At 65.9% G+C, this 24,634-nt stretch carries 27 protein-coding genes and 1 other RNA gene; 13 read left to right on the forward strand and 15 right to left on the reverse strand.

What is annotated here, in order from left to right; all coding sequences use genetic code 11:
• The first annotated feature begins 221 nt into the window (after positions 1–221).
• Genes moaC through moaE form a run of 3 tightly spaced genes read left to right on the forward strand, consistent with a single transcriptional unit; the run spans position 222 to position 1,404 of the window.
• A complete protein-coding gene (gene moaC, locus AX284_RS00410; RefSeq protein ID WP_017639125.1) occupies positions 222–701 on the forward strand; it encodes a cyclic pyranopterin monophosphate synthase MoaC in 480 nt (159 codons plus the stop codon).
• A complete protein-coding gene (locus AX284_RS00415) occupies positions 698–949 on the forward strand; it encodes a MoaD/ThiS family protein (protein ID WP_017639126.1) in 252 nt (83 codons plus the stop codon). The genes moaC and AX284_RS00415 overlap by 4 nt, the downstream gene beginning before the upstream one ends.
• 2 nt (positions 950–951) lie before the next feature.
• Entirely contained in the window at positions 952–1,404 is a 453-nt protein-coding gene (gene moaE / locus AX284_RS00420) for a molybdopterin synthase catalytic subunit MoaE (protein ID WP_068382973.1), read from the forward strand.
• Positions 1,405–1,657: 253 nt separating this feature from the next.
• Here moaE and rhlB read toward each other — a convergent pair whose 3' ends face one another.
• The 3 genes from rhlB to AX284_RS00435 form a co-directional block, all read right to left on the reverse strand.
• Entirely contained in the window at positions 1,658–3,151 is a 1,494-nt protein-coding gene (rhlB, locus tag AX284_RS00425; protein ID WP_068382976.1) for an ATP-dependent RNA helicase RhlB, read from the reverse strand.
• A gap of 95 nt (positions 3,152–3,246) precedes the next feature.
• A complete protein-coding gene (locus AX284_RS00430) occupies positions 3,247–4,197 on the reverse strand; it encodes a GGDEF domain-containing protein (protein ID WP_068382978.1) in 951 nt (316 codons plus the stop codon).
• Positions 4,198–4,396: 199 nt separating this feature from the next.
• A complete protein-coding gene (locus tag AX284_RS00435) occupies positions 4,397–5,041 on the reverse strand; it encodes an alpha/beta hydrolase (RefSeq protein WP_017639130.1) in 645 nt (214 codons plus the stop codon).
• A gap of 383 nt (positions 5,042–5,424) precedes the next feature.
• On the opposite strand from AX284_RS00435, the gene AX284_RS00440 reads away from it, so the two are divergent.
• The 7 genes from AX284_RS00440 to AX284_RS00470 all read left to right on the forward strand — a co-directional run bounded on the left by AX284_RS00440 (position 5,425) and on the right by AX284_RS00470 (position 11,836).
• Entirely contained in the window at positions 5,425–6,453 is a 1,029-nt protein-coding gene (locus AX284_RS00440; protein WP_017639131.1) for an amino acid ABC transporter substrate-binding protein, read from the forward strand.
• Between the two features lie 100 nt (positions 6,454–6,553).
• Positions 6,554–7,741, forward strand: a complete 1,188-nt coding sequence (locus tag AX284_RS00445) for an amino acid ABC transporter permease (protein WP_017639132.1) — start codon at positions 6,554–6,556, stop codon at positions 7,739–7,741.
• Between the two features lie 9 nt (positions 7,742–7,750).
• The gene (locus tag AX284_RS00450; RefSeq protein WP_017639133.1) at positions 7,751–8,851 is read left to right on the forward strand and encodes an amino acid ABC transporter permease; all 1,101 of its coding nucleotides are present in this window, start codon (positions 7,751–7,753) and stop codon (positions 8,849–8,851) included.
• A 10-nt stretch (positions 8,852–8,861) separates the two neighbouring features.
• Positions 8,862–9,629, forward strand: coding sequence for an amino acid ABC transporter ATP-binding protein (locus AX284_RS00455; protein ID WP_017639134.1), 768 nt, complete (start codon positions 8,862–8,864; stop codon positions 9,627–9,629).
• Positions 9,630–9,894: 265 nt separating this feature from the next.
• On the forward strand, positions 9,895–10,587 hold the full coding sequence (pcsA, locus tag AX284_RS00460) for a phosphatidylcholine synthase (protein ID WP_085982652.1): 693 nt from the start codon (positions 9,895–9,897) through the stop codon (positions 10,585–10,587).
• A gap of 2 nt (positions 10,588–10,589) precedes the next feature.
• Positions 10,590–10,910 (forward strand): GIY-YIG nuclease family protein, encoded by a 321-nt coding sequence (locus AX284_RS00465; protein ID WP_177329635.1) that lies wholly within the window; start codon positions 10,590–10,592, stop codon positions 10,908–10,910.
• Positions 10,898–11,836, forward strand: a complete 939-nt coding sequence (locus tag AX284_RS00470) for a glutathione S-transferase family protein (RefSeq protein ID WP_068382981.1) — start codon at positions 10,898–10,900, stop codon at positions 11,834–11,836. The genes AX284_RS00465 and AX284_RS00470 overlap by 13 nt, the downstream gene beginning before the upstream one ends.
• Before the next feature lie 59 nt (positions 11,837–11,895).
• On the opposite strand, the gene AX284_RS00475 is transcribed toward AX284_RS00470, so the two are convergent.
• The 5 genes from AX284_RS00475 to AX284_RS00495 all read right to left on the reverse strand — a co-directional run bounded on the left by AX284_RS00475 (position 11,896) and on the right by AX284_RS00495 (position 15,955).
• Positions 11,896–12,516: a flavin reductase family protein gene (locus AX284_RS00475; RefSeq protein WP_068382983.1), complete on the reverse strand. Its 621-nt coding sequence runs from the start codon at positions 12,514–12,516 to the stop codon at positions 11,896–11,898.
• A 10-nt stretch (positions 12,517–12,526) separates the two neighbouring features.
• Positions 12,527–12,997, reverse strand: a complete 471-nt coding sequence (locus AX284_RS00480; protein WP_068382986.1) for a metallophosphoesterase family protein — start codon at positions 12,995–12,997, stop codon at positions 12,527–12,529.
• Positions 12,998–13,006: 9 nt separating this feature from the next.
• The gene (locus tag AX284_RS00485; RefSeq protein WP_064307408.1) at positions 13,007–14,536 is read right to left on the reverse strand and encodes an apoptosis inducing factor family protein; all 1,530 of its coding nucleotides are present in this window, start codon (positions 14,534–14,536) and stop codon (positions 13,007–13,009) included.
• A 79-nt stretch (positions 14,537–14,615) separates the two neighbouring features.
• Complete coding sequence (locus AX284_RS00490; RefSeq protein WP_017639148.1) at positions 14,616–15,530, reverse strand: cation diffusion facilitator family transporter; 915 nt, start codon at positions 15,528–15,530, stop codon at positions 14,616–14,618.
• Positions 15,530–15,955: a polyribonucleotide nucleotidyltransferase gene (locus AX284_RS00495; protein ID WP_068382988.1), complete on the reverse strand. Its 426-nt coding sequence runs from the start codon at positions 15,953–15,955 to the stop codon at positions 15,530–15,532. The genes AX284_RS00490 and AX284_RS00495 overlap by 1 nt, the downstream gene beginning before the upstream one ends.
• A 127-nt stretch (positions 15,956–16,082) precedes the next feature.
• Between AX284_RS00495 and AX284_RS00500 the strand changes: the two genes are divergently transcribed.
• From AX284_RS00500 to AX284_RS00510, 3 genes are all read left to right on the forward strand, one after another.
• Positions 16,083–16,158: non-coding RNA, sX9 sRNA (locus AX284_RS00500), on the forward strand.
• Positions 16,159–16,201: 43 nt separating this feature from the next.
• Positions 16,202–18,706 (forward strand): ATP-dependent helicase HrpB, encoded by a 2,505-nt coding sequence (gene hrpB / locus AX284_RS00505; RefSeq protein WP_068382990.1) that lies wholly within the window; start codon positions 16,202–16,204, stop codon positions 18,704–18,706.
• Between the two features lie 119 nt (positions 18,707–18,825).
• On the forward strand, positions 18,826–19,254 hold the full coding sequence (locus AX284_RS00510) for a pyridoxamine 5'-phosphate oxidase family protein (protein ID WP_068382992.1): 429 nt from the start codon (positions 18,826–18,828) through the stop codon (positions 19,252–19,254).
• 4 nt (positions 19,255–19,258) lie between these two features.
• Here the strand turns inward: AX284_RS00510 and AX284_RS00515 are convergent, their stop codons facing one another.
• Genes AX284_RS00515 through AX284_RS00545 form a run of 7 tightly spaced genes read right to left on the reverse strand, consistent with a single transcriptional unit; the run spans position 19,259 to position 24,603 of the window.
• Positions 19,259–20,467, reverse strand: coding sequence for an amino acid deaminase (locus tag AX284_RS00515; RefSeq protein ID WP_068382994.1), 1,209 nt, complete (start codon positions 20,465–20,467; stop codon positions 19,259–19,261).
• Positions 20,464–21,237 (reverse strand): IclR family transcriptional regulator, encoded by a 774-nt coding sequence (locus AX284_RS00520; protein WP_068382996.1) that lies wholly within the window; start codon positions 21,235–21,237, stop codon positions 20,464–20,466. The genes AX284_RS00515 and AX284_RS00520 overlap by 4 nt, the downstream gene beginning before the upstream one ends.
• The gene (locus AX284_RS00525; RefSeq protein WP_068382998.1) at positions 21,234–21,638 is read right to left on the reverse strand and encodes a RidA family protein; all 405 of its coding nucleotides are present in this window, start codon (positions 21,636–21,638) and stop codon (positions 21,234–21,236) included. Before AX284_RS00525 ends, AX284_RS00520 begins: the two co-directional genes overlap by 4 nt.
• A gap of 28 nt (positions 21,639–21,666) precedes the next feature.
• Entirely contained in the window at positions 21,667–22,443 is a 777-nt protein-coding gene (locus AX284_RS00530) for an amino acid ABC transporter ATP-binding protein (protein ID WP_068382999.1), read from the reverse strand.
• Positions 22,440–23,102: an amino acid ABC transporter permease gene (locus AX284_RS00535; protein ID WP_068383001.1), complete on the reverse strand. Its 663-nt coding sequence runs from the start codon at positions 23,100–23,102 to the stop codon at positions 22,440–22,442. The genes AX284_RS00530 and AX284_RS00535 overlap by 4 nt, the downstream gene beginning before the upstream one ends.
• 10 nt (positions 23,103–23,112) lie before the next feature.
• Positions 23,113–23,775 (reverse strand): amino acid ABC transporter permease, encoded by a 663-nt coding sequence (locus AX284_RS00540; RefSeq protein WP_068383004.1) that lies wholly within the window; start codon positions 23,773–23,775, stop codon positions 23,113–23,115.
• Between the two features lie 48 nt (positions 23,776–23,823).
• Entirely contained in the window at positions 23,824–24,603 is a 780-nt protein-coding gene (locus AX284_RS00545) for a transporter substrate-binding domain-containing protein (protein ID WP_236712125.1), read from the reverse strand.
• Positions 24,604–24,634: the final 31 nt, after the last annotated feature.

Genomic DNA, 24,634 nt, shown 5'->3' on the forward strand with positions numbered 1-24,634 from the left:
GCTTGTCTGAAAAGTAGCCGAGCGAAGGTCAGGCAAGGCAAAAATCCGTGAGGAAGCGGAGTTTACGAGTGGTAAATGAGCATTCCGAACGGATTGTTAACGCAGCATGACCGAGCGCAGGCACTTTTTAGACACAGCCCACGATCCCCGTCTGGTCACGGGCGGGGATCAAATCCCTAGCCGCAGGTCTACAATGGCAGGTCCTTTCCAGGAGTCATGCCGTGCTGACCCATCTCGATTCCCAAGGCCGTGCCAACATGGTCGATGTCACCGACAAGCAGGTGACCTTCCGTGAAGCCACCGCCGAAGCCCGGGTGCGCATGCGTCCGGAAACCCTCGACCTGATCCAGAGCGGCGGCCACCCCAAGGGCGATGTCTTCGCTGTGGCCCGTATCGCCGGCATCCAGGCGGCCAAGAAGACCGCCGATCTCATCCCGCTCTGCCATCCGCTGATGCTGACCGGCGTCAAGGTCCAGCTGGCCGCGGAAGCGCCCGATGCGGTGCGGATCACCGCCACCTGCAAGCTGTCCGGGCAGACCGGGGTGGAGATGGAGGCCCTGACCGCAGCCAGTGTCGCGGCCCTGACCCTTTACGACATGTGCAAGGCGGTCGATCGGGGCATGACCATCGAGGCGGTACGCCTGCTGGAAAAGAACGGCGGCAAGAGTGGCCACTTCCGCGCCAAGGAGCAGCCGGCATGATCCGCGTGCAATTCTTCGCCCGCTATCGCGAGGTGCTGGGTCTCGCCGAGGACAGTCTGGCCTGGGAGCCTGATCTGGCCACCGTTGGCGACCTGCGCGAGCACCTGGTCCAGCGCGGTGGAATCTGGACCGAGACTCTGGGCGAGCGCGGTCTCATGTGCGCCCGCAATGAAGAACTCTGCGGGCTGGCCGAGCCGCTGCGCGATGGCGACGAAGTCGCCTTCTTTCCCACCGTGACCGGAGGCTAGGCATGGCCATTCGTGTACAGGCTGCGGCTTTCGATCCTGGCCAGGAGCTCAATGCCCTGCATGCCGCCAACACCGGCATCGGTGCCGTGGTGGGTTTCGTCGGTTATGTACGGGACTTCAACGCTGGGCGCGACGTCGGCGGGCTGTTCCTCGAGCACTTTCCCGGCATGACCGAGAAGGCCCTGGCGCGCATCGTCGAAGAGGCGAATCAGCGCTGGCCGCTGCTTAACGTCGATATCCTGCATCGCATCGGTCGCCTGGAGCCGGGCGAACCCATCGTCTTCGTCGGTACCGCCAGCGCCCATCGCCAGGCGGCCTTCGAGGCCTGCAATTTCGTGATGGACTATCTCAAGACCCGCGCACCCTTCTGGAAGAAGGAGGACACATCCGAGGGCCCGCGCTGGGTGGATGGGCGTGCCAGCGACCAGGACGCCGCGGGGCGTTGGGCGACGTAGGGGGAAAACCGCACAGCGTTTTCCACGTGGTGCTCCGGCTATTGGTGGATGAGGCTGCGCCGTCATCCACTCTACGACCTATCTTGTAGGAGCGACTGGCTTATCGCAGTCATGGCCATGATAGACCGTAGGTTGGGTTGAGACGGTTCCATCGTCGAAGCCCAACAGTGGCGGCCCTCGAGGCAATGTTGGGCTTCGCTGCGCTCAGCCCAACCTACCGCGGCCCGTAGGAGCCGTGGTGGGGCAGCGCTACTCAACGCTGCCGCGGGACCGGCTTGAGCAACTCGGCTGGCGGCATCTCGCAACCGATCTTGCGCCCCAGCAGGGTTTCGATGGGCGGCAGGGCGAAGGCGTCGTCCTCACCGGCGAAGCTGATGGAGGTACCGCTGGCGCCGGCGCGACCGGTACGACCGATGCGGTGCACGTAGTCGTCCGGGTCTTCCGGCAGGGTGAAGTTGATCACGTGGCTGATGCCGTCGACGTGAATGCCGCGACCGGCCACGTCGGTGGCCACCAGCACGCGGATCTTGCCGGCGCGGAAGCCTTCCAGGGTCTTGATGCGCTTGTGCTGGGGCACATCACCGGACATCTGGGCGGCGCTGATGCCGTCCTTGGTCAGGCGTTCTTCGATGCGGCGCACCTCGTCGCGACGGTTGGCGAACACCATCACCCGCTCCCAGTTGTTCTGGGCGACCAGGTTGTAGAGCAGGCGATACTTGTCGCTGGAGGACACGGCATAGACGTGCTGCTCGACGGTGTCGCTGGCCACGTTTTCCGGCTCGATCTCGACGATGGCCGGATCGGTGGTCCACTGCCGCGCCAGGTTCATCACATCGTCGGTGAAGGTGGCGGAGAACAGCAGGGTCTGGCGTTCGCTCTTGGGTGGCGTCTGGCGGATGATCTGGCGAACCTGGGGAATGAAACCCATGTCCAGCATGCGGTCGGCCTCGTCCAGCACCATGACCTCGACCATGTCCAGGTGCACCTCGCCGCGCTGGTTGAAGTCCAGCAGGCGGCCCGGGGTGGCGACCAGGATGTCGCAGTAGCGCGCTTCGAGCTGCTTGAGCTGCTTGTCGAAGTCCATGCCACCAACAAAGCTCATGACGTTGAGCCCGGTGTACTTGGCCAGATCCAGGGCGTCGTTGGCGATCTGCACCACCAGCTCGCGGGTCGGCGCGATGATCAGCGCCCGCGGCTCGCCCATGTACCTCTCCTTGGGCGGCGGGGTGGTCAACAGCTGGGTGATCGTCGAGATCAGGAAGGCCGCGGTCTTTCCCGTGCCGGTCTGGGCGCGGCCGATGGCGTCCTTGCCCTTGAGGGTGAAACCCAGCACCTGCGCCTGGATCGGCGTGCAGTAGGGAAAGCCGAGGTCGTGGATGCCGTGCATCAGGCGCGGATCCAGCTTGAAGTCGTGGAAGCGCGTCTTGCCTTCCTGGGGCTCGACGGCGAAGTCTTCCAGTTTCCAGGTGTCGATCGGCTTGGGCTTGCGCGGGCTGCGTTCGCGACGTGGCTTGGCGGATTTTTCCACCTGGGCGCGCGGCTCCTGGAGGCGGGATTCCTGGCTGCGGGTTTCGCCTGGGGTACGCGGTTTGCGCGGCGCACGCTCGGCCTGGGGCTCGGGCGCGATCGGGGCAGGAGAGGAGGGGGCTTCAGGAGCGGCGCTGGGGGTAGCTTGGGGCGCAGGGGAGGGGGTCGGCTGAGCGACCTCTTGATCCTTGCCCAGAAATTTTTTGAGTGCCTTGAGCACGGGGGGTCTCGATCATCGAAAGCGGAATGAGACCGCAGTGTAAAGCAACCTACGTGCCCGGCAACAACTACCTGCCGAACGCAGGCGCAATCCGCTCAGCCGCTGATCCGATTGCGCCCGGCATCCTTGGCCTGATAGAGCGACTTATCCGCGCGCCCGACCAGTTCGTCCAGGGAATCGGCCTTGCGCATCTGCGCCAGGCCAATGGACACGGTGACGCCCGGCAGCTTGCCGCAGGGTGAATAGAAATCCTTGATCTCCGCCAGGCTCTGGCGCAGGCGCTCGGCAATGGCGATCGCCTCGTCGCGATCGATTTCCGGCAACAGGATGACGAACTCCTCGCCCCCATAGCGCGCCATGCTGTCCTTGGGTCTCAACTGGTCGCGCAGGGTATTGGCGACCAGGCACAGGGCATAGTCGCCCGCCAGATGACCATGGGTGTCGTTGTAGCGCTTGAAGTGATCGACATCCAGCATCAGCAGGCTCAGGGGCTGCCGATTGAAGGCGCAACGGGTGCTCTCGCGCTCGAACAGCTGCTCGAGGCGCCGCCGATTGAACAGGCCGGTCAGCGTATCGACATTGGCGTTGCGTTCGGTGTCGACGATGAGCTGGTTGCCACGGCGCATCCGCTCACAGAGGATGCCGAGCAGGTTGTGCATGGCCTTGGAAGAACGCTCGATCAGCTCCAGCACCAGGTCGCGATGCAGGCAAAGCACCTGGGTGTCGGCTTCGGCGATGACGTGGGCGCTGGGCCGCTCGTTGTCCATGAAGCTGATCTCGCCCGAGCATTCGCCTGGGCCGAGCAGATAGATGGGCGGATTTTCCGGCGAGCCCAGGTGGACTCGCAGGCGACCTTCCAGGATGAGGTACATGTACTGGTTGATCATGGCGGGCGAGAGCAGGCACTCACCGGCGACCAGGCTACGGGTGGCCGAGCGGGCGATCAGGGCTTCCAGCAGGTAGGTCTCCACGCCCTTGAACAGGCGCAGGTCCTTCAGGGAAGCGACCGGTACTTCGGCCAGCCAGGCCGACAAGGGGGCAGCCATCAAAGGATCACCCCGGGGGCTGAAAGGAAAACTCGGGCCATAGCTGCTCCATGCACATCACGACCTTCAGGCACCCCTACTGGACCGGATGGGTACCTCAAAGTTCGTTCGCTTGGCCCTGTCCGGGCCTCCATTCGTGCCCGGATTCCGCAAACTGTCGACCGGTTTCCAAAAACGCAACGGCTCGGCGATTCGGTCTTTATTTTCCGCCGAGACGTGCCAGCAGCCAGCCCTGAATATCCTGGATTTCCGCGGGAATGACCTCGTGGCGCATGGGATAGCTGTGCCAGAGCGCTTCCACGCCGGCGGCCACCAGCGCCTCGTAGGCAGCGCGCCCCAGGGCCAGGGGTACCACGTCATCCTGGTCGCCATGCAGGCACAGCACCGGGGTGGCACCACCGCGGTTGACCTGGGCGTCTTCGAAGCTGGGCGCATAGGTCGATAGCGCCATGACGCCACCCAGGGTGGGGCAGGCGGTGTTGTAGGCGGTATGCAGAACCACGGCGCCCCCCTGGGAGAAGCCGGCCAGCACGATGCGTTCGGCAGGAATGCCCTGGGCCTGCTGGGTCTCGATCAGCGCCTGCACCGTGGCGGCCGATGCATCCAGCTGAGCGCGGTCGATGGCCCGGGCCGGATTCATGGCCAGGATGTCGTACCAGGAGGGCATGGCCCAGCCACCATTGATGGTGACCGCCTGGGTCGGTGCCTGAGGCAGGACGAAGCGGGTTGTGGTCAGGGTGCGCTGCAACAATTCGGCAACGGGTTCGAAGTCATGCTGGGTGGCTCCCAGGCCATGCAACCAAATGACGCAGCTATCGGCGGTTCCGCTGGGCGATTCCAGCACAAGAGGCGAATTTTCCAAGGCTTTGCTCCAGTTTGGTGCCACTAAAAATGGGTGTGGTAACAGATGGTGCACAAAATGCGTGTCGCATTTTCGTAATTTATTCGTCCGGCTTTTTGCTCGAAGTCTCGCGATTGCCGGGTTTGAGCCAAGTGAGCTTCTGTCGCATTCACTGGTCCGCAAATTGCCTCATCTAGGCTGCGGCCAGGTAGTGCACTAACAGGTAACACTGACTCACTGCTTCGTCATGCCTTCCAGTGCGTCTCCTTCTTCCCTTGATGAAGGACGCCCAGGGATCGGGTGGGCGGGTTCCACGGCAATCAGGCGAGAGACATCGTGCTGCCGTGCAACTGGAACGTAATTCATAAACAAAGTGGAGCTTATCGATGAAGATGGTGAAGTCTACCCTGGCAATTCTGACCACCGCCGCTGCTCTTGGCCTGTCCGGCATGGCTCACGCAGGCGCTACCCTGGATGCGGTGAAGAACAAAGGTTTCGTGCAATGCGGCGTCAGCGATGGCCTGCCGGGCTTCTCCTTCACCGACTCCAAGGGTGACTACAAGGGCATTGACGTCGACGTCTGCCGCGCCGTGGCCGCTGCAGTCTTCGGTGACTCCACCAAGGTTCGCTTCACTCCCCTGACCGCCAAGGAGCGTTTCACCGCGCTGCAATCCGGCGAGATCGACGTGCTGTCGCGCAACACCACCTGGACCAGCTCCCGCGATGGCGGCATGGGTCTGATCTTCGCCGGCGTCACCTACTATGACGGCCAGGGCTTCCTGGTGAGCAATAAGCTGGGTGTGAAGAGCGCCAAGGAACTGGACGGCGCCACCGTGTGCATCCAGGCCGGTACCACCACCGAACTCAACCTGGCCGACTACTTCCGTTCCAACGGCATGAAGTTCACCCCCATCACCTACAGCACCTCGGACGAGAGCGCCAAGTCGCTGGAAGCCGGTCGTTGCGACGTCCTGACCTCCGACCAGTCGCAGCTGTACGCCCAGCGCAACAAGCTGTCCAAGCCCGACGACTACGTCGTGCTGCCCGAGGTGATCTCCAAGGAGCCGCTGGCACCGGCCGTGCGGCGTGGCGACGAAGACTGGCTGACCGTGGTCAAGTGGTCGCTGTTCGCCATGGTCAACGCCGAAGAGCTGGGTCTGACCTCCGCCAACGTCGAAGCCCAGGCCAAGGACTCCAAGAACCCTGACGTGCGTCGTCTGCTCGGCGCCGATGGCGAATTCGGCAAGGATCTGAAGCTGCCGAAGGACTGGGCGGTGAAGATCGTCAAGCAGGTGGGCAACTACGGCGAAGTCTTCGAGCGCAACGTCGGCATGGGCAGCGACCTGAAGATCAAGCGTGGCCTCAACGCCCTGTGGAATGCAGGCGGTCTGCAGTACGCCCCGCCGGTCCGTTGATCTCGGCGCCTTAGTCGCCGAACACCTTCCGGATGTGCAGATTCTCGCCCTGCAGCGCTACCCGCGCTGTGGGGCGAGAATTTAATGAGGCTCCAAGTAGATGCAAAACGTTAGCAAACCGTCCGCACCGGTCCGTGGGTCGCTGCTCACCGACCCGCAGGTACGCTCCTGGCTGTTCCAGATCGTGGCCGTGGTCGCCGTGGTGGCCTTCGGCTGGTTCCTGTTCGACAACACCCAGACCAACCTCGCCAACCGGGGCATCACCTCCGGCTTCGGCTTTCTCAACAACACCGCCGGCTTCGGCATTCCCCAGCACCTGATTCCGTACAGCGAAGGCGATACCTACGGGCGCGTCTTCCTGGTCGGTCTGCTCAACACCCTGCTGGTGTCGGTCATCGGCATCTTCCTGGCGACCATCATCGGCTTCAGCGTGGGTGTGGCGCGGTTGTCGAACAACTGGCTGCTGCGCAAGGTCGCCACGGTCTATATCGAGACCTTCCGCAACATTCCGCCGCTGCTGCTGATCTTCTTCGTCTATTTCGCCGTGCTCGCGCCGCTGCCGGGTCCGCGCCAGAGCCTGACCCTGGGCGATGCCTTCTTCGTCAACAACCGCGGCCTGTACATGCCGGCGCCGATCGCCGATGCCGGCTTTTTACCCGGTCTGATCGCGCTGCTGATCGCCATCGTCGCCAGCGTGGTGGTGGTGCGCTGGGCGCGCAAACGGCGGCATGCCACCGGCCAGCGCTTTCCGGTGCTGTGGACCGTGCTGGCGCTGCTGATCGGGATCCCGCTGCTGGCGGCCCTGGTCTTCGGCAGGCCGTTGCACTGGGAAGTGCCGGAATTGCAGGGCTTCAACCTGCGCGGCGGCTGGGTGATCATCCCCGAGCTGGTCTCCCTGGCATTGGCCCTGTCGGTCTATACCGCGGCCTTCATCGGCGAGACGGTGCGCGGTGGTATCCAGGCGGTCAGCCACGGTCAGACCGAGGCGGCCAGCTCCCTGGGGCTGCGTCCGGGCCTGACCTTGCGGCTGGTGATCATTCCCCAGGCCTTGCGGGTGATCATTCCGCCACTGACCAACCAGTATCTGAACCTGATGAAGAACTCCTCGCTGGGCGCCGCGGTGGGCTATCCGGAGATGGTGGCGCTGTTCGCCGGCACCGTCCTGAACCAGACCGGCCAGGCCATCGAGACCATGGCCATCACCATGAGCGTCTACCTGGCCATCAGCATCAGCATCAGTATCCTGATGAACTGGTACAACAAGCGCATCGCGCTGATCGAGCGTTAAGGAGCGCGTATGAGTAACCAGACCCATACCTTCAAACCGGACCTGCCGCCGCCGCCTTCCAGCGTCGGTGCCCTGGCCTGGATTCGAGGCAATCTGTTTTCCAGCATCGGCAATACCCTGCTGACGCTGTTCGGTCTCTACATCGTCTGGCTGATCGTGCCGCCGGTGGTGAACTGGGCCTTCATCAATGCCACCTGGAGCGGCAGCACCCGTGCCGATTGCGCCCCGGGTGGCGCCTGCTGGGTGTTCATCAAGGAGCGCTTCGGGCAGTTCATGTACGGCTTCTACCCCGGCGATCAGCGCTGGCGTGTGGATCTGACCGTGGTGATCGCCGTGATCGGCGCCATCCCGCTGTTCCTCGACAGTTTCAAGCACAAGGCTCGCTACGGTCTGGCCCTGCTGGTGATCTATCCGCTGGTGGCCTTCTGGCTGCTGTATGGCGGTTTCGGTCTGCGCGTGGTGCCCACCACCGAGTGGGGCGGCCTGATGCTGACCGTGGTGATCGCCGCCGTGGGTATCGTCGGCGCCTTGCCGCTGGGCATTCTGCTGGCCCTGGGACGGCGCTCCAAGCTGCCGGCGATCAAGGTCATCTGCGTGACCATGATCGAGTTCTGGCGGGGTATCCCGTTGATCACGGTGCTGTTCCTGTCGTCGGTGATGCTGCCGCTGTTCCTGCCCGATGGCATGAACCTCGACAAGCTGTTGCGCGCCATCGTCATGGTGATCATCTTCGAGGCGGCCTATATCGCCGAGGTGGTGCGGGGTGGCATGCAGGCCATTCCCAAGGGCCAGTACGAAGCCGCCGCGGCCATGGGCCTGGGCTACTGGCGGACCACCGGCCTGGTGATCCTGCCGCAGGCGCTCAAGCTGGTGATCCCGGGCATCGTCAACACCTTCATCGCGCTGTTCAAGGATTCGAGCCTGGTGGTCATCATCGGCCTGTTCGACCTGCTCAACAGCATCAAGCGCGCCACCTCCGACCCGGCCTGGCCTGGTCTGTCCACCGAAGGCTATGTGTTCGCCGCCCTGGTCTTCTGGATTTTCTGTTTCGCCATGTCCAGCTACTCCGCCCGTCTGGAGCGCAAGCTGAACACCGGCCACAAGCGTTAGGAGTCAATAGATGAACGTAAGCAACAAGCAGCCGGTCGACAGCAGCAAGGTCATGATCCAGCTCAAGGACGTGAACAAGTGGTACGGCCAGTTCCACGTGCTCAAGGACATCAACCTGACCGTCACCCAGGGCGAGCGCATCGTGCTGTGCGGACCGTCCGGCTCGGGCAAGTCCACCACCATCCGCTGCATCAATCGCCTGGAAGAGCACCAGAAGGGCCAGATCATCGTCGACGGCACCGAGCTGACCAACGATCTCAAGCAGATCGAGACCATTCGCAGCGAAGTCGGCATGGTTTTCCAGCACTTCAACCTCTTCCCGCACCTGACCGTGCTGCAGAACTGCACCCTGGCGCCCATGTGGGTGCGCAAGCTGCCGAAGAAGCAGGCCGAAGAGATCGCCATGCACTACCTGCAGCGGGTGCGCATTCCCGAGCAGGCCCACAAGTTTCCGGGCCAGCTGTCCGGTGGCCAGCAGCAGCGCGTGGCCATCGCCCGGGCGCTGTGCATGCAGCCGCGCATCATGCTGTTCGATGAGCCGACCTCGGCGCTCGACCCGGAGATGGTGAAGGAGGTGCTGGACACCATGATCGGTCTGGCCCAGGACGGCATGACCATGCTCTGCGTGACTCACGAGATGGGCTTTGCCCGCACTGTGGCCAACCGGGTGATCTTCATGGACAAGGGTGAAATCGTCGAGCAGGCCGCTCCGGACCAGTTCTTCGACAACCCGCAGAATGAGCGTACGCGCCTGTTCCTCGGGCAGATCCTGCACTGAGACGCGACCGGGGTGGACACCCATCCGCCCCGGTCTACCTGCGAACCCAATCACGGGCGTTCGGCGGGAAGGCGGGCAAAGGACCTCAAGGCGCGGTATCCTCGATGTTTGGCGCCCGGTTTCCGGGGTCGGCGGTCAAGGTCCGCCTTGCCGTTCACCGGCTTCATTGTCGATTTCGCAGCGCATCGCTAGAACGAGCGGTGCGCCGGGCAGTCGAAGCCGTCATCATAGAGAGACGCCCGTGAACTCCATTTCCCATCCGCTCATGCTAACAAAAGCCAAGGCCTGGGGCGCCCATGCGGTGACCTCCAGTGGTGTGATCCTCGCGCTTCTGGCGCTGCTCGCTCTGGTCGACGGTCAACCCAAGGGTTGCCTGATGTGGCTCGGCATCGCCCTGCTCGTCGACGGGCTCGACGGCACCCTGGCGCGTAAGTTCGAGGTCAAGCGGGTACTGCCCCACTTCGACGGTTCGGCGCTGGACCTGGTGGTCGACTACCTGACCTACGTGTTCATTCCGGCCATCTTCATCTATCGCTTCGTCCCCTTGCCGCCGCACTTCGAACTGGTGGCGGTGGGCATCATCCTATTGTCGTCGCTGTTCTGTTTCTGCAATGTGAACATGAAGAGCGCCGACAACTACTTCGTCGGCTTTCCCGCAGCCTGGAACGTAGTGGCGCTGTATTTCTACGTGCTGGACCTGGCGCCCTGGTTCAGCATGGCGGTGGTGCTGGTACTGGCCGCCCTGACCCTGACCCGGGTCAAGTTCCTGCATCCCTTCCGTGTGCGCCAGCTGATGGCGGTGAACATCACCGTGACCTCCATCTGGCTGCTCAGCAGCGCGATGATGGTGTTCGTGCATCCCGACAAGCCGCTGTGGCTGATGGTGCTCTGGTTCGCCAGCGGCATCTACTTCGTTGGCGTGTGCGTCTGGCGTACCGCCCGGGAGTGGTTCGCCTGACGGTGAGCGACGACCCCCTGCCACCCGCGCGCACCTGGTATGTCTACCTGGTGCGTGCCGAGAATCAGGCGCTCTATTGCGGCATCAGCGATGATCCCGAGCGCCGTTTCGCCCAGCACCGCAGTGGCCGCGGTGCCCGCTTCTTCGCCTCCAGCCCGGCCCAGGCGCTGGTCTATGTGGAAGCCTGCGGCGACAAGTCGGCCGCCCTGCGCCGCGAAATCCAGATCAAGAAGCTACCCAAACGAGCCAAGGAATCCCTGGTGCTGGCCCTGTCCGGCCCCCTATCCGAGGCTGATTCAGGAGTGCTGTCATGTCCGAGCTGATTCTGCATCACTACTGGCAATCGCCCTTCGCCGAGAAGGCGCGCCTGCTGCTGGGCTTCAAGGGGCTGGCCTGGCGTTCGGTGATCATTCCGCGGATGCTGCCCAAGCCTGAGCTGGTGGCCCTCACCGGTGGCTATCGCAAGACGCCGGTGCTGCAGGTGGGTGCGGACGTCTATTGCGACACGGCCCTGATCGCTCGCCGCCTGGAGGCGGAAAAGGCCGTGCCGGCGTTGTTCCCGGAAGGCCAGGAGGCGGTCGTGGCCGCCTTTGCCGGCTGGGCGGACTCGGTGCTGTTCCAGCACGCCGTGGCGCTGATGTTCCAGCCGGAGATCATGGGCCCGCGCCTGGCCAGCCTGCCGCCGGAGCAGGCCCAGGCCTTTCTGGATGACCGCAAGGCGCTGTTCAGCGGCGGCAGCCTGAGCCGGCTGACGCCCGAGCAGGCCCGGCAGCAGTTGCCGACCCTGTTGTCGCGGCTGGAGACGCAGCTGCAGCGCAGCCAGGGCGAATTCCTCTTCGGCGCGCCCTCGGTAGCCGACATCGCCCTGGCTCACAACTTCTGGTTCCTCAAGAGCACGCCGCAGCTGGCGCCCCTGATCGACGAGCGCCCCGAGATCGCCGCCTGGTTCGCCCGGGTGCTGGGTTTCGGCCACGGTACCTACGAGGATCTCGGTGCCGCCGAGGCGCTGGAGATCGCCAGGACGGCGGAGCCGGTGGCCTTGCCGCGTGACCAGGCGCTGGCCGTGGAGGGCTTTGCCTGGGGCGAGCGAGTGAGCGTGGCGGCGACCGACTATGGCGTGGATCCCGTGGTGGGTGAGCTGGTCCATGCCGATAGCGAAGCCCTGGTGATCCGTCGCCACGATGAGCAGCTGGGGGCCATCCAGGTGCATTTCCCGCGCCTGAATTTCCGCGTCAGTGCGGCGAATTAGCCCTCGCGAAAACAACAACGGCGCCCAAGGGCGCCGTTTTGCATTCCGGAGCAAGCCGGTCAGTCCGGGCGGCGCATGCGGAACAGCGCGGCCTCGGTGATCTCGAAATAGTCGGCCGGGCCACCGCCCCGCACGATGGGACGAGCGGCCGCGGTCTGGTAGATGCCATCCTTGAGCAGGCGCTTGTCGATATGGGCGGCGACCACCTCGCCCAGCACCAGCCACTGGTCCAAGTCCTCACCAGCGGCGGTCTTGAGCCGTACGATCTGGCTCAACTTGCATTCAAAGGCCACCTGGGCCCGGGCGACCCGTGGCACCTTGACGAGGGTGGAGGGTGCGGGCTCAAGACCGGCCAGGGCGAATTCGTCTACCTCCGGCCCGACCATGGCGCTGCTGGCGTTCATCTCCTCGGCCAGTTCGCGGGTGGCCAGATTCCAGACGAATTCACCGGTGCGCTCGATATTGGCCACGCTGTCCTTGTAGCCCTGGCTGGAAAAGCCGATCAGCGGCGGCTTGTAGTTGAAGGCGTTGAAGAAGCTGTAGGGCGCCAGGTTGAGGATGCCGGCTTCGCTTTGCGAAGAGATCCAACCTATAAGGCGCGGCGCAACGATGGCGTTGAAGGGATCATGGGGCAGGCCGTGGCCTTGGGCGGGTTCGTAGAAGTGGTAGTCGATGCTCATCGGGGTTCCTTCAGGGAGTGAGTTCCAGGATCTCGGCCTGGATCTGGCCGGCGTCCAGGGTCAGGCGGCCGACGCTGATCGGCAGCCGAAAGCGCCGTGGGCCGGCGCTGCCGGGGTTGACGTAGAGTACGCCATCACGCTCTTCGATCAGCGGCTTGTGCGAGTGTCCGCTGACCACCACGCGCACCGGGGCGCCGGCGGTCTCCAGGTCGAGTTCCGGCAGGATATGCAGCATATGGATGGCGACCCCGGCCAGGTTCAGGGTGACGCGCTCGGGGATGTCATCGGCCCAGGGCACGTCGTCGTTGTTGCCCCGGACCACGGCCAGAGGTGCCAGCTCGCGCAGCGCGTCGAGGATCTCCGGCTTGCCGATGTCGCCGGCGTGCAGGATGAAATCGCTGCCGGCCAGGGCCTCCAGGGCCTGGGGGCGCATCAGGCCATGGGTGTCGGCGATCAGGCCGACGCGATAGGGATTGGCCATGGCAGCTCCTCAGTTGGCCTGGACGATGTCCAGAGCCTCGGCGCGTCCCAGCGGCTGGCGCAGACGCTGGGACAGGATGGCGGTGGCACGTTCTCGCTGGCAGGCCACTACGCCTACCACCAGATCCTCGGCCAGCAACAGGGCGACGAAGGTCTGATCACCCAGGCTGCCGTCGAGGTGCATGTCATCCCACTGGCGGGGATGGCCGAGGTACTCGTAACGCTTGCCGTGATGCAGGGTCCAGAAGAACGGCACGTCCGCGTAAGTTTCGGCGTGGCCGAGCAGGTTGCGTGCCGCCAGGCGGCCGTGTTGCTGGGCCAGGCGCCAGTGCTCGATCCGGGTCGGCTGACCGGCATAAGGGAAGGTGGCCAGATCGCCAACGGCGTAGAGACCCTCGGCGGCCCTGAGCTGGCCGTCGACCGGGACGCTGCCGTCGTCAGCCAGGGGCAGGTTGACGAGGAAGGCAGTCGCCGGGGCGATACCGGTACCCACCAGTACTAGGTCGGCGGGTAGGCGGGTACCGTCCTTGAGCCTGACCTGGCGGACCTGACCCTCGCCTTCGAAGCCGATCACCTCGCTGGGTGCGTGGAAGATGACGCCATTGGCCTCATGCAGGGTCTTGAAGTGCTGGCCCAGGGTCTCGCCCATCTGTTTGACGAAGGGCAGGGAGACGGGGGAGACCACGTCCACCGCCAGGCCCTGCTTGCGCAGGGCGGAGGCGGCTTCCAGGCCGATGAAGCTGGCGCCGACGATCACCGCGCGGCCCTCGGCGGGCAAGTCGGCCAGGATGGCGGCCGCGTCGGCGCGGGTCCGCAGCAGGTGAGTGCCCTTGAGCTCGGCACCGGGAACGTCAAGGGGCCTGGGTTCACCGCCGGTGGCGAGCACACAGCCGTCGTAGGTCAGGGTCTGGCCATTGCCTAGTTCCAGCTGGCAGGTCTGGGGATCCAGGCGGTTCACCTCGGCGTGCAGGCGTTCGATGCGCTGCTGGCGGAAGAAGTCGGCCTCGCGTAGCGGCGGCGCTTCGTCGGGGGCCTTGTCGCCCTGGAGGACGAATTTGGACAGGGCGGTCCGATCATAGGGCTCCCCCGGTTCGTGGCCGATCAACAAGAGGCGCCCGCCGTAACCGAACTCACGCAGGGCAGCGGCGGCGGCCGTGCCTGCGGCGCCCGCGCCCACGACGACGAACAGGCGCTCGTCACTTTGGGTTTCGGCCGCTTGTGAGGGCAGTGGCTTGGTACCGACCAGCACCTCACCATCGCGCACCTCCACCAGATAGCGCTGCAGGGCGTCCAGCGCCGGCGGTTCGCATAGGCTGCCATCGTCGACGGCAAAGCTCGCCTTGTGCCAGGGACAGACCAGCCGCCCCTGGCAGACGGCGCCCTCGGCCAGCGGGGCGCCGGCATGGGGACAGTGGGCCTGGAAGGCCTGGACCTGGTCGCCGACGCGCAGTAGCAGGATTTCGATGTCTTCGATCTTGACCGCGGTGCCACGGTCTTCGCGCAGGTCGGCGAGGCGCGCGACCGGGTGCAGGGTTTTCATGGTGAACTCCGGCGCCGTCTGGGACGCTCTCAAATCAGGCTATGCAGATTCGAGGGAGCGCAACGGTGCCGGGTTCCGCTCAGGTGGCGGGCGGCAGCGGATGACGATGGGGCACGTCGGGCGCATCCAGCGGATCGGCGTGGACCAGCACCTCGGCCTGGGGATACTCGGCGCGGATGGCCGCTTCCACTTCGTCGCACAGCACATGAGCGCGGGACAGGCTCATCTGCCCCGGCAGCTCCAGGTGCAGTTGCACGAACCAGTGATTGCCGGAGAGACGGGTACGCAGGTCATGGGCACCAATCACGCCGGGTACCTGGCAGGCCAGCTGCAGCATGTGCTCGCTGATGTCGGCGGGCAGTTCCTGGTCCATCAGCACGCCGAAGGAGTCACGGGCGATGCCATAGGCGCTCCAGAGGATGTAGAGGGCGATGGCCAGGCCGAACAGCGGATCCAGCCAGTACCAGCCGAAGCCGGTCAGCGTCAGGGCGATCAGGATGCCGACGTTGAGCAGCAGGTCGGAGCGATAGTGCAGAGCGTCGGCGCGGACCACCGTGGAATCGGTGAGACGGATGACGTGTTGCTGGTAGGCCACCAGCACGGCGGTCAGGACCAGGGAAAACAGGGTGACGACGATACCCAGGGCATGGGCGCCAAGGGGCTCGGGTTGCTGCAGGCGACCGATGGCCTGCCAGGCGATGAGTACGGCGCTGACGCCGATGAACACCGCCTGGGCGATGCCGGCCAGGGATTCGGCCTTGCCATGACCGTAGCGGTGGTCGTCGTCCGCGGGCTTGAGGGCGTAGTGCACTGCCAGCAGGTTGAACACCGAGGCCAGGCCATCGAGCAGCGAATCGGTCAGGCCGGCGAGCAGACTGACCGAGCCGCTGAACCACCAGGCCACGGCCTTGGCCAGGATCAGCGTCGTAGCCACCGCTACCGAGGCGGCGGTGGCGCGACGCAGGAGCCGCTCGGTGCGGTGCGGGTCGCTCATCAGGCGCGCGGCGCGAGACCCAGGCTGGCGAGCTGCTCGTTGCTGCCGCTGCGCTGCAGCAGGCGTGGATCGTCCAGCGGCAGGTTGTGGCCGGTAGCCTGCTGGATGATGGCCTTGAGGCGCGCGCGATCAACGCTGCCGTCCGGGTTCACCGCCTTGTTCAGCTCGCTCGGATCGACCTCGGCGCGCCTGTTGTCGGGCAGGTAGATGGCGCCGGTGGCGAAGTCCACGCCAAAGGCGATCAGGCCGGGAATGATGTAGAACAGCAGGCCGATGGCATCGAGGGCGACGATGCCCGGGTCGATACGGCCACTGCCGGTGATCTGGCCGCGGCGCTCGGGGTAGAACAGGGAGCCGCAAGCGGTCAGCTGGGTGAACAGGGCGGCGGCGAGGACGCCACACACCGCGCGGGTACGCATCGACATAGACAACCTCCGGTTGGATGAGGACGCCACTATAGCGGCCGGAATCACGGCGGGCGAGACGCTTTAGAGCGACAAACAAAACTACTGCGCGTCTGCCATACAGGTGCGTGCAGTGCTCGGAATCCTCATGTACCACTCGTACACTGCGGTTCCTGCGCGCCGCGCGCACCTGCCTGACAGCCGCTCGCTACATTTTGTTAGCCGCTCTTATACTGCCCGCCCCGTTGAGACCACCGGCCGAGCCCCATGACGCCCTTGCCCATCGATGTTGTCCTGCCCGAGCTGCGCCAGGCCCTCGCCCGCCGTGATGACTGCGTGCTGGAAGCGCCGCCCGGCGCCGGCAAGACCACCCGGGTGCCCCTGGCGCTGCTGGACGAACCCTGGCTGGCCGGTCAGCGCATCCTGCTGCTGGAGCCGCGCCGGCTGGCGGCTCGCGCTGCCGCCGAGCGCCTGGCCGCGGAACTGGGCGAAGGCGTCGGCGAGACGGTGGGCTATCGCATCCGCCTGGAAAGCCGGGTAGGGCCCCGCACCCGCATCGAAGTGGTCACCGAGGGCATCCTCACCCGCCGGCTGCAGGACGACCCGGCGCTGGACGGTGTCGGCCTGGTGATCTTCGACGAATTCCACGAGCGCAGCCTGGACGCCGATCTAGCCCTTGCACTGACCCTGAGCGGGCGAGAGCTGCTACGCGATACGCCGCTCAAGGTGCTGGTGATGTCCGCCACCCTGGAAGGCGAGCGTCTCGCCGCGCTGCTCGGGGGCGCGCCGGTGGTGCGCAGTGAAGGCCGGATGTTTCCGGTCACGACCCGCTGGAGTCGACCGCTCGGCCAGAACGAGCGCCTGGAGACGCGGGTGGCCGCCACGGTGCTGCAGGCACTGGACGAGGAGACTGGCAGCCTGCTGGTCTTTCTGCCCGGCCAGGCGGAGATCCGCCGCACCGCCGAGCGCCTGACGGAGCAGCTGCCTGCCGGGGTGTTGCTCTGTCCGCTGCATGGCGAGCTGGAGCTGGCGGCCCAGCGCGCCGCCATCGAGCCGGCGCCGGCCGGCAGCCGCAAGGTGGTGCTGGCCACCAATATCGCCGAGACCAGCCTGACCATCGAAGGGGTGCGGGTGGTGGTGGACGCGGGCCTGGCGCGGGTGCCGGCCTTCGATCCCGGCAGCGGCATGACCCGTCTGACCACCCGCCGCATCTCCCGTGCCTCGGCGACCCAGCGCCAGGGTCGCGCCGGCCGCCTGGAACCGGGGGTCTGCTATCGACTCTGGTCGGAAGAGCTGCATCAGCAGCTGCCAGCCTACGACAGCGCCGAGATCCTCCAGGCCGATCTGGCTGGTCTGGCCCTGCAACTGGCGCGCTGGGGCATGAACGCCGAGGAGCTGGCCTGGCTCGATGCGCCGCCCGCCGCCGCCCTGGCCCAGGCCCGCGACCTGCTGATGCGCCTGGGCGCCCTGGACGACCAGGGCGTGCTCACCCCTCATGGCCAGGCCATGAGCGGTCTGCCGGCCCATCCGCGGCTGGCGCACCTGCTGTTGCGTGGTCAGGCCTGGGGCCTGGCCGAGCGCGCCTGCGCGATCGCCGCACTGTTGGGCGAGCGCGACCTGGCGCCAGGGCAGGGCGCCGACCTGCATACCCGTCTGCTGCTCCTGGCCGGTGAGGGGCGCGGCCCGCGTGGCGGGGTGGCGCGCATTCGCCAGCTGGTCCGCCAGTACCGTGGCCTGCTGCGTGGCCAGGCCGAGCGGGCGGTAGCCGATCCCGAGCACCCGCGCTGGACCGGCGCCCTGCTGGCCTGCGCCTATCCGGATCGCATCGCCCAGCAGCGCAAGGCCGGCGGCCAGGACTATCGCCTGGCCAATGGCCGGGCCGCCAGCTTTGGCGAGCCGGACGGGTTGATGAAATCGCCCTGGCTGGTGGTGGCCGACCTGGGCAGCCGCCAGGGGCAGCGCGAGGAGCGCATCTACCTGGCCGCCGAACTGGATCCGGCGTTGTTCGAGGGGCCGCTGGCCGAGCAGGTCGTGAGTCACGATGAATTGGACTGGGACGAGCGCGAAGGCGTCCTGCGCGCCGAGCGCCAGCGACGGGTCGGCCATCTGGTGCTGAGTCGCGAACCGCTGAAGAACCTGGACGCTGCGGCCCGCAGCCGCGCGCTGTTGGGGTTGGTGCGGCGCAAGGGCCTGGAGTTGCTGCCCTGGACGCCGGAATTGCGCCAGTGGCAGGCGCGGGTGGCCTTGCTGCGCCAGCTAGACCTGCAGCAGAAGCAGGCGAGCGACTGGCCGGACGTCAGCGACGCTGCCCTGCTGGCCAGCCTGGAAGATTGGCTGCTGCCCTACCTGGACCGCGTCATCCGCCTGGCCCACTTCGCTACCCTGGATCTGGCAGCCATGCTCCAGGGGCTACTGCCCTGGCCGCTGCCGCGGCAGCTGGACGAGCTGGCCCCGCGCACCCTGGTGGTACCCTCCGGCTCCAACATCCGCCTGGACTACAGCGAGCAGCCGCCGGTGCTGGCGGTGCGGCTGCAGGAACTGTTCGGTCTGGCCGATACCCCGCGCCTCGCCGGTGGGCGCCTGGCGGTCAAGCTGCACCTGCTTTCCCCGGCGCGGCGTCCGGTGCAGGTCACCCAGGACCTGGCCAGCTTCTGGGCCAACACCTATGGCGAGGTGAAGAAGGACCTCAAGGGTCGCTATCCCAAGCACTACTGGCCGGACGATCCGCTGATCGCCGAACCGACGGCGCGGGCCAAGCCCAGGGGGACCTGAAGTCGGCAGCGCAGTCTGTCTGAAAAGCCGGGTCGGCGGCTGCGCGTCGGAACCAAGCGGCAGCAGCTCCGGGTCTGAATTCAGACGGGCACTGCCTGCCCCCTACCGGAGCGATACCCATGGCCGACAAGACTCTGCACGACCTGTCCAAAGCGATGAGCGATCTGGATTTCTGCATGCTGACCACCGGCACCGGACGCCTGACCAGCCGGCCGATGAGCAACAACGGCGACGTCGAGTACGACGGCGATTCCTGGTTCTACGCCTATGACGACTCGGCCAAGATCCGCGACATCGAACAGGATCCGGCGGTGGGCCTTAGCTTCAGCGAGGGCAAGAGCCTGCTGGGCAAGCCCGGTATCTTCATCGGCATCGAGGGCCGCGCCGAACTGATCCGTGACAAGGCGCAGTTCGAGGCCCACTGGACCAAGAATCTGAATCGCTGGTTTCCCCAGGGCACCGACACGCCCGGCATGATCCTCATCAAGGTGCATGCCGAGCGCATCCGCTACTGGGATGGCGAGGAAGAGGGCGAGCTGCGTCCCTAGCGCCTCAGAAGCAGGTCGCGAAGGTCTCGACCACCTGCAGCCCCTCGTCGACGATGCAGCCCTGGCGCCACTTGTCGAAGGTCAGGCAGGGATGGGAAGTACCCAGGGCGATGATGTCGCCGATGGCCAGCGCGGTCCCCGGGGCCACGACCATGAAGGCGTGCTGGTCCATGATGGCGGTGACGGTACAGTCGCTGACATCGACGGCTTCGCTGGCGGCCTGACCCGGTCGATAGCGGCGTAGTGGCAGTGGCAGGCCGGCATCGTGGGCAATGTCGCGCTTGCCCAGGGCGAGGATGGCGAAACCGGGTTCGGGCATGGATTGCACGTGGGCCCAGACTTCCAGCGCCGGTTGCAGGCCCTCGTCGAGACCGGTGCGGGCCAGGACGCCACACTGGGCATCGCAATAGATCCCGTGGTCATGGACCACATAGCTGCCGGGCCGCATGACGGCGAGAAAGCGCTCGCGCACTTCCAGCTGGTCGAAGGCAGCGGCGATCAGGTCGTACCAGGCCGAGCCCGAAGCGGTGACGACGGGCCGGTCGAGGGCGAAGGCGCCCTGGCCACGCAACTCCTCGGCCAAACGCACCAGGGAATCGGCGAAGGCGCGGATGTCGGTCACTGCCTCGGCGCCGTGAATCACGCCCTCGTAACCTTCGATGCCGGTCAGCCGCAGCGCCGGTTGTCCGGCGATGGCGCGGGCCAGTTCACGCACCTCGGCTTCGCTGCGGCAACCGCAACGACCACCGGGCACGCCGTATTCGATCATCACCTGCAGCGCCAGGCCGCGTGCGTCGAAGAAGGCGCCCAGGGCGCTGACCTGGTCGGGATGATCCACCAGGCAATGGAAGTCGAAGTCCGGATCGGCGGTGAGCAGTTCGGCGATCAGCGCCATGTTCGGCGCGCCCACCAGCTGATTGGCCATCAGTACCCGGCGCACGCCGTGGGCCTGGGCGGCGCGGGTCTGCACCGCGGTGGCCAGGGTCATGCCCCAGGCACCGGCCGCCAGCTGCCGTTGGAACAGCGCCGGCGCCATGCTGGTCTTGCCGTGGGGCGCCAGCTCGGCACCGCGGTCGCTGGCGAAGGCCTGCATCCAGGCAATGTTGTGGTCGAGCGCCCGCTGATGGATGACCAGGGCGGGCAGGGCAATGTCGCGGAGCAGGCTGGCACCAGGACTGGCGGCGCCTTTCTCGGGGGCATGTAGAGCGGTCATGGATTCTCCTGGCCGCCCAGGCGCTGGGACAGGCGGCGAGCGCTGTCGACCAGCACCTGGCGGTACTCGGCATGGTGGGCCTGGGCGTCGGCGCGGGGCGCGACGATGCACAGGGTGGCGATGTTCAGGCCGCTGGCATCCTGCACCGGAGCGGCGAAACAATGGGTATAGGTGTCGGCGATGCTGTCGAAGGAAAAGAAGCCTTCGGCGCAGGCGCTGCGGATCTCGGCGATGAAGGTCGCCGGGGGCAGGCGGCTGCCGTCGGGCAGGATGAAGTCGTCCGGATCGATCAGGGCGAGGATCTCGGCATCGCTCAGGTGACCGAGCAGCAATCGGCCGGAGGCGGTCCAGGGAATGGGCGCGTCCTCGCCGACGTTGGAGGAGATGCGAAAGGCGCGAGCGCCTTCCTTCATCAGCGAGACGGTGTACTTGCGGCCGTTGAGCTGGCACAGCTGGGCGGTCTCGCGGGTCTGGGCGACGATGTCGTCCAGCAGCAGCCCGGCCTCGCGGGCCAGGTCGAAGTGGCGCAGGTGCGCCTGACCGAGAAAGTACAGCTCGCGGCCCAGGTAGACCTGGCCGTCGCGGCCCACGGCATCGAGCATGTGCCGCTCCAGCAAGAGGCCGACCAGGTCGTAGACGGTGGACTTGGGAATGCCCAGGCCCGCGGCGATCTCGTTGGGGCGCAGCGGCCGACCCACCCGCTTGAGGTGATCGAGGATGTCGAAGGCGCGGTCCAGGCCGCGGGCTCTCTGGCGGGTAGGTTCGGTCATCTGTGCGATTTGTCTCCGGCCTTGGGTTTGTAGGCGATGCAGTCGATCTCGACCTTGCAGTCCACCATCATGGAGGATTGCACGCAGGCGCGCGCCGGCGCGTTACCGGCGAAGTACTCGGCGAACACCTTGTTGAAGCTCCAGAAGTCACGCGGATCGTCCAGCCAGACGCCGGCGCGTACCACGTGCTCCAGACCGTAGCCGGCTTCATTGAGGATGGCGATCAGATTCTGCATGGTCTTGTGGGTCTGGGCGACGATGCCGCCGTCGATGATCTCGCCATTCTCCATGGCCACCTGGCCGGAGACGTGCAGCCAGCCATCGGCTTCCACCGCGCGGGCGAAGGGCAGGGGTTGGCCACCTGCGCCGCGTTCGCCGGCGCCGTAACGGATGATGCTCATAAGAATGCTCCTGTAGCGGGGATGGGATTCAAAAAGAGGTCCGGCCGAGGAATTCGGCGAGACGGGTGGAGCGCGGCCGCTCGAAGAGTTCGCGGGGCGGACCCTGCTCTTCGATGCGACCCTGGCTCATGAAGACGATGCGATCCGACACCTCATGGGCGAATCTCATCTCGTGGGTCACCAGCAGCATGGTCATGCCATCCTGGGCCAGGTCCTTGATCACCGCCAGCACCTCGCCGACCAGCTCCGGGTCCAGCGCCGAGGTGGGTTCGTCGAACAGCATCAGGCTGGGATTCATGGCGATGGCGCGAGCGATGGCCACCCGCTGCTGCTGGCCGCCGGACAGCTGGCCGGGATGATAATCGCGGCGCTCGATCAGGCCGACCCGGCGTAGCCACTGCTCGCCGATGGCCACGGCTTCGTCCTTGTTCATCTTCTTGACCTTGCGCAGGCCGAGGGTGACGTTTTCCAGGGCGGTGAGGTGGGGAAACAGATTGAATTGCTGGAAGGCCATGCCGGTGAGCGACCGCTGGCGGGCGATCTCGCGCTCCGGCAGGCGCTGGCGGCGACCGCCTTCCTCGCGATAGCCGATGGCCTCGCCGGCCAGCCGGATGCTGCCGCCCTGGAAGTCTTCCAGCAGGTTGACGCAGCGCAGCAGGGTGGTCTTGCCCGAGCCGCTGGAGCCGATCAGGGTGACCACGTCGCCGCGCTCCAGGGACAGGTCGATGCCCTTGAGCACCTCCACCTGACCAAAGCTCTTGTGCAGGTCGTTGATGCTCAGCAGGGGGACATTGGAATCGGTCATGGCAGGGTCACCCGTTTTTCCAGATAGCGGCCGAGCCGCTCGATGGCGAAGTTGATGAGAAAGAACAGCAGCCCGGCGAACAGATAGAACTGCAGGGTCATGAAGGTGCGGGCGATGACCTGCTGGCTGCTCAGGAGCAACTCGGCCACGCCGATCACCGAGAGCAGGGTGGAGGCCTTGACGATCTCGGTGGAGGCATTGACCCAGGTCGGCAGGATCTGGCGCAGCGCCTGGGGCAGGAGCACCTCCTTGAGACTCTGGGCGAAGGTCAGGCCGATGGCCTTGGCCGCTTCGTGCTGGCCACGGGGGATGGCCTGCAGGGCGCCGCGGACGATCTCCGCCACGTGGGAGCCGCAGAACAGCAGCAGCGCCGCGGTGCCGGCCTGGAAGGGCGTGGGCCTCAGGCCCAGCGCCGGCGCCATGTAGTAGCAGGCCAGCACCAGCACGAACACCGGGGTGCCGCGGATCAGGTCGGCATAGACGCGAAAGGGCAGGCGCAGCGGCCAGCGGCCATAGGTCAGCGCCAGGCCGCCGAGGGTACCGAGCAGGGTGCCGCCGAGCACCGCCATCACGGAGCAGGCCAGGGTGGTGGCGAAACCGGCGGCCAGGGTCTGGCGCGCGTTCCACAATTCCAGGAACCAGGAGGGGGCTTCGTACACGATCGGGCTCCTAGCGGGTCAGGCTCAGCCGTCGCTCCAGCTGGCGCAGCAGCAGGGCGATGACGTAGCAGGTGAGGATGTAGAGGGCGCTGGTCACCAGCCAGGTCTCGATGACCCGGTAGCTTTCCAGGTTGATCTTGCGCGCCTGGTAGGTCAGTTCCGGGACGGCGATGGCCGCCGCCAGCGAGGTGTCCTTGAACAGCGAGATGAAGCTGTTGGAAAGTGACGGCAGGACGTTGCGCAGCATCACCGGAATGATGACGTAGGCCTTGATCTGCCATTCGCGCAGGCCGATGGCCAGGCCCGCCTCGCGCTGGCCCTTGGGAATGGCCATGAGGCCGCCGCGAAACACCTCGGCCAGGTAGGCGCCGGCATAGAGCGCCAGGGTGATGAGAAAGGAGCTGAGCTTGTCCAGGCGGATACCGACGCTGGGCAGGGCGAAGTACAGCAACAGGATCAGCACCAGGATTGGGGTGTTGCGCACCAGGGTGACGTAGCCCGCCGCCAGCCAGCGCAGTGCCCGCACCGGCGAGAGCAGGGCGAAGGCGGTGGCCAGGCCGATCAGGCAGCCGATGGCGATGCCGACCAGGGCCAACTGCAGGCCAAGGGCGAGCCCGGCCAGCAGGTGGTCCAGGTTCTGCCACACGGGGGCGAAGTTGAGGGTGTAGTTCATGCTCGACGTCTACCTAGAGGGCGCGGACAGGCCGCGCCGGGGCCAGGATCACTTGAACTCGACGGGGAAGCCGATCGCCGGGGACGGCAACTCGACGCCGAACCACTTCTTGAAGGAGGCCTGGTAGGTGGGGAATTCCACACCGGTCATGGCCTCGTGCAGGGCGGTGTTGACGAAGTTCAGCCAGTCCTGGTCGCCGCGCTTGACCGCGCAGGCGTAGGTCTGGGGACTCCAGGCGTAGTCGGGCGAGCGGTAGCGGCCGGGATTCTGGGTCATCAGGTACTTGACCGAGGACTGGTCGGTGGCCACGGCGTCGGCACGGCCCGTACCCAAGGCCTGGTAGAGCAGGTCGACGCTGTCGTACTGGTCGACCTTGGCGCCGGGCAGCGCCTGGTGCACCAGTTCCTCGGCATAGACGTTCTGCAGCACGGCCACGGTCAGGTCGCTCTTGGCCGCCTTGAGGTCGTCGATCTGCTGATAGCGGCTATTGGCCGGCAGGAGCAGGGCCACGCCTTCACGGTAGTAGGGCAGGGTGAAGGCCACCTGCTGGGCGCGGCTGGCGGTCACGGTGATGAACTGGCAGCTGATGTCGACCTTGTCGGTGAGCAGGTTGGGGATCCGCGCATCCGAGCCCTGGACGACGAATTCGACCTTTTCCGGATCGTTGAACAGGCCCTTGGCGATGACCTTGGAGATATCGATATCGAAGCCCTGCAACTTGCCGTCGGCGCCCTGGAAGTGCCAGGGGGCGTTGGTGCTGCCGGTACCCACCACCAGATGGCCGCGCTTGAGCACGTCATCCAGCTTGGCCGCCTGGGCGCCGGTCATGGCGACCAGACCGATCAGCAGCCCCAGCGCT

The sequence above is a fragment of the Pseudomonas sp. HUK17 genome (genome assembly GCF_001566765.1).